Annotated in this window: 2 protein-coding genes; both read left to right on the top strand. The window is 71.5% G+C overall.

Features of this window, described 5'->3' with window-relative positions:
* Positions 1-1,853, top strand: a 1,853-nt coding sequence (locus C4V41_RS60420) for a thioester reductase domain-containing protein (RefSeq protein WP_146104309.1), incomplete at its 5' end; no start/stop codon positions are given.
* A partial coding sequence (locus C4V41_RS60415; protein WP_146104308.1) for a non-ribosomal peptide synthetase occupies positions 1,850-4,182 on the top strand: 2,333 nt, incomplete at its 3' end. The genes C4V41_RS60420 and C4V41_RS60415, both read left to right, overlap by 4 nt.

Raw genomic sequence — 4,182 nt, 5'->3', positions numbered from 1 at the left:
TCGAATTCCTCGGCCGCACCGACACCCAGACCAAAATCCGCGGCTACCGCATCGAACTCGGCGAAATCGAAACCACCCTCCAGAACCACCCCGCCATCGCCAACGCGGTCGTCATCGCCGATCAGAGCAGGCCGGGGGACCCGCGGCTCATCGCGTACCTCATCACCAGGGCCGAGGCCATCAGCCGTGAGGACCTGAACACCCACCTGCTGGCGAGCCTGCCGCACTACATGCTCCCCGCCACCTACGTCTTCCTCGACAAACTGCCCCTCACCGCGCACGGCAAGGTCGACCGTCAGGCTCTGCCGTCGCCGGACGAGCAGCAGCGCCGCAGCGCGCCCTACGAGGCGCCGCAGACCAAGGTCGAGCGGGAGGTGGCGCAGGCGTTCGGCGAGTCGCTGGGCATCGAGCGCGTCGGCAGGAACGACGACTTCTTCGAGCTCGGCGGGAACTCCCTGCTGATCGCCCGGGTCGGTGCCATCCTCGCCGGGCTCTACGGCGTGGACCTGCCGCTGCCGCTGCTGTTCACGCAGCCCACCGTCGAGGGCGTGGCCGGCACGATCGAGCTGTTCTGGAAGGGCGGCTACCAGGGGCTGCAGGACTCGCGCGACCCGGCGACGATGCTGTCGGAGATCCAGCTCGACCCCGACATCAAGCCGGACGGCCTGCCGATGGCCGACATCATGGACCCGTCGGGCGTCTTCCTCACCGGCGCGACCGGCTACCTGGGCATCTTCATCCTGGAGCAGATCCTGGAGCAGACCAGCGCCGACGTGCACTGCCTGGTCAGGGCCTCCAGCCCGGAGAACGCGATCGACCGGCTCAAGCGGACCGCGGAGACGTTCAAGGTCGACTGGGACGAGAAGTTCCGCACGCGCGTCAAGCCGGTCGTCGGCGACCTGTCCGAGCCGCGGTTCGGCCTGTCGGAGAAGGCGTTCACCGACCTGGCCGGCAAGATCGACTCGATCTACCACAACGCGGCGCTGGTCAACTTCGTCTGGCCGTATTCGGTGCTCAAGGGCCCGAACGTGTACGGCACCGTCGAGGTGCTGCGCCTGGCCTGCACGACGAAGGTGAAGATCGTGCACTTCGTGTCCACGATCGACGTGCTCGTCGGCTCGCACATGCCGCGGCCCTTCCTGGAGGACCCGCTGCCGCAACTGCCGCCGCACGTGCCGTTCAGCTACCCGCAGACGAAGTGGATCTCCGAGAAGATCGTCGAGCTGGCCAAGGAGCGTGGCGTCCCGACGACCATCTTCCGCCCGTCGATCATGATGGGGCACACGGAGACGGGCGCCTGCCACCAGACCGACTACATCCTCGTCGGCCTGCGCGGCTTCCTGGAGCTCGGCATCCTGCCGGAGTACGACGAGGTGCTGAACTGCACCACCGTTGACTACGCCAGCAAGACCTTCGTGCACATCACGATGCAGGAGAAGTCGATCGGGGAGATCTTCCACCTCTGGAACGTGGACGCGATCCCCACGATGGCCACCTACGACTGGGTCCGGTCCTACGGCTACGAGTTCGAGGTCGTGCCCTTCAGCGAGGCGGTCGAGCGGGCCCGCCGGGTCAGCCCCGGCCACCCGATCTACCCGCTGCTGCCCGTGCTGTTCCTGTACGAGAGCGGCGAGGCCGGACTGCCCATGCGGTGGGACGACCATCTCAAGCTCGACCCGCGGCTGGAGTGCGCCCACACGCTGTCGGCGCAGGAGGGCACGGACATCACGGCCCCCGACATCGACGAGAAGTGGATGCACGACTCGCTCTCGTTCCTCATCGAGCGGGGGCAGCTCAAGCCGCCCAGCGCGATCAAGCTGCTGGCCGGCTCCGCCGAGGGGCAGCGCCGATGACCGGCGACACCGCCATCCGCACCAGGGCCCCGTCCGCCGGCCTCTTCGAGGTGCACGGCGAACTGGACGGGGGCCTGCTGCAGGAGGCCGTCAGGGTGGTGGCCGGGCGCCACGACATCCTGCGCGGCGGGACGGGCGCGGGCGCGGCGTGGGTGAGCGTGCCGCTCGTGGACGTGTCGGGTCTCGGGCCCGGCGAGCAGGACAGGGAGATCGGGCGGCTGGTCGCCAGGGAGACGGCGCAACTGTCCGCCCTGGCCACGCCGCCACCCGTCCGGGTCTCCTTGGTACGGCGGGCGCCCGGCCGGCACGTGCTGGCCGTGACGGCACACGCGCTGGTGATGGACCGCACCTCCATCGGCCTGTTCGCCCACGAAGTGGCCCGCGCCTACGCGTCCGCGGATACCGGCGAGCCTGGGCCGGCCAGCGGTTCCTACGCCGGCTTCGCCGCGCACCGGCGCGAGTGGCTGGCCACCCGGGCGGCCGCCCGCGACCTGGATCACTGGCGGCAGCGCCTCAGTGATCTGCCCGACCTCAGCCTGCCCGCCGACCGCGGGCGGCCAGGAGGCCACGCGCATCCCATGGCCGGCCACCGCTGGCAGGTTCCCAGCACCCTCACCGCTCGCCTGCGAGCGGTGGACGAGGTGGACGAGGTGGACGATGTGCTGCTCGCGGCCTGGCTGGCCGTGCTGTCCCGGTACGGCGGCCAGCGCGACCTCGCCGTCGGCCTCCCCCTGCCCGGCCGCCCCGACGGCTGGGCCGGCGCGCTCGGCCCGTTCGAGAACACGGTCGTCCTGCGGGCCGACCTCACCGGCGACCCCACGTTCGCCGCCCTCGTGGACCAGGTCGGGCGGGCGCGCAGGCAGGCGGAGGAGCACGGCGCGACCCCGTTCGAACAGCTCGTGGACGAACTGCGCCCCCTCCCCGACGCCCCGCCCCTCTTCCAGGTGCGCTTCCTGCACGAGCGGCCCACGCCCCCGGCGACCTACGGAGTCCTGGAGTGGCGCGAGCTCGACACCACGGTCCCCCCGTCGGCCACCGCCCTCACCCTCCGCCTTACGACCACCCCCGAAGGCGACCTGTCCGTACGGCTCGACTACGCGAGCGACCTGTTCGACACGACCACCGCCGAACGCCTGCTCACCCACCTCCGCACCCTGACCGAGGCCGCCACCGAGCAGCCGGGCCGGGTGCTGTCGGCGCTGCCCATGCTCACCCCCGCCGAGCAGGCCCGCCTCACCCGGGACTGGCCCGAGGGCCCACCGGCGGACGGGGAACCGCGCCTCGTGCACCGGATGATCGAGGAGCGGGCGGCCGAACACCCCGACGCCGTGGCGGTCGTGGCCGGTGAGGACAAGTTGACGTACGGAGCCCTCGACGGCCGCGCCAACGGGCTCGCCCATCGCCTGCGCGAGCTGGGCGCGGGCCCGGAGAAGCGGGTCGGCGTGATTGCCGACCGCACCACCCACACCGTCGTCGCCCTGCTGGCCGTGCTCAAGGCCGGCGCGGCGTACGTCCCCCTGGACCCGGACCACCCGCCGGAGCGGCAGCAGTTCATCCTCGCCGACGCCGGCATCGAGGTGCTGCTCGCCCATACCCACCACCCTCAGGCGGTGCCGGACGGCACCACCGTCATCCAGGTGGACACGTTCGAGGGCGAGAGCACCGACCCCGACGTCCCGGTGCGTCCGGACAACCTCGCCTACGTCATCTACACCTCGGGCTCCACCGGAACCCCCAAGGGCGTGCTGGTCACCCACGGCAACCTGGCCTGCGCCACCGCGGCCAGGTGGTCGTGCGGCCGCAGTAACCCCGGCATCTACTGCCTGCCGGTCCCGTTCACGTTCGACGGCGCGGCGGCGGGGCTGTACTGGACACTGGCGGCGGGCGGGCGGCTGGTCCTGCCGGACGCGATGACCGTGCACGACCCGCGCCGGCTGGGCCGGCTGATCAACCTGGAGTGCGCCACGCACTTCGACGCGGTGCCCTCGCAGTACGAGGTGCTGCTGTCGCTCTGCCCGCGCGACCTGCGCAGCCTGCGGGACATCTCGGTCGGCGGCGAGGTGCTGCCGCCGCACGTCGTGGCCCAGCACGCGACGATGCTGCCGTCGGCGACCCTGTACAACGACTACGGCCCCACCGAGGCCACCGTCTGGAGCACCTTCCACCCGTGCCCGACGGACTTCGCGGGCCCCACGGTCCCGATCGGCAGGCCCATCCCCGGCGCCCGCGTCCTCATCCTGGACGAGGACCTCAACCCGCTCCCCCAGGGCATCCCCGGACACCTGCACATCGGCGGCACCGGCATCACCCGCGGCTACCTCAACCGCCC

The sequence above is a fragment of the Nonomuraea solani genome, assembly GCF_900108335.1.
In the GTDB taxonomy this organism is placed as follows: Bacteria; Actinomycetota; Actinomycetes; order Streptosporangiales; family Streptosporangiaceae; genus Nonomuraea; species Nonomuraea solani.
This window is presented reverse-complemented; position numbering and strand designations above follow the sequence as displayed.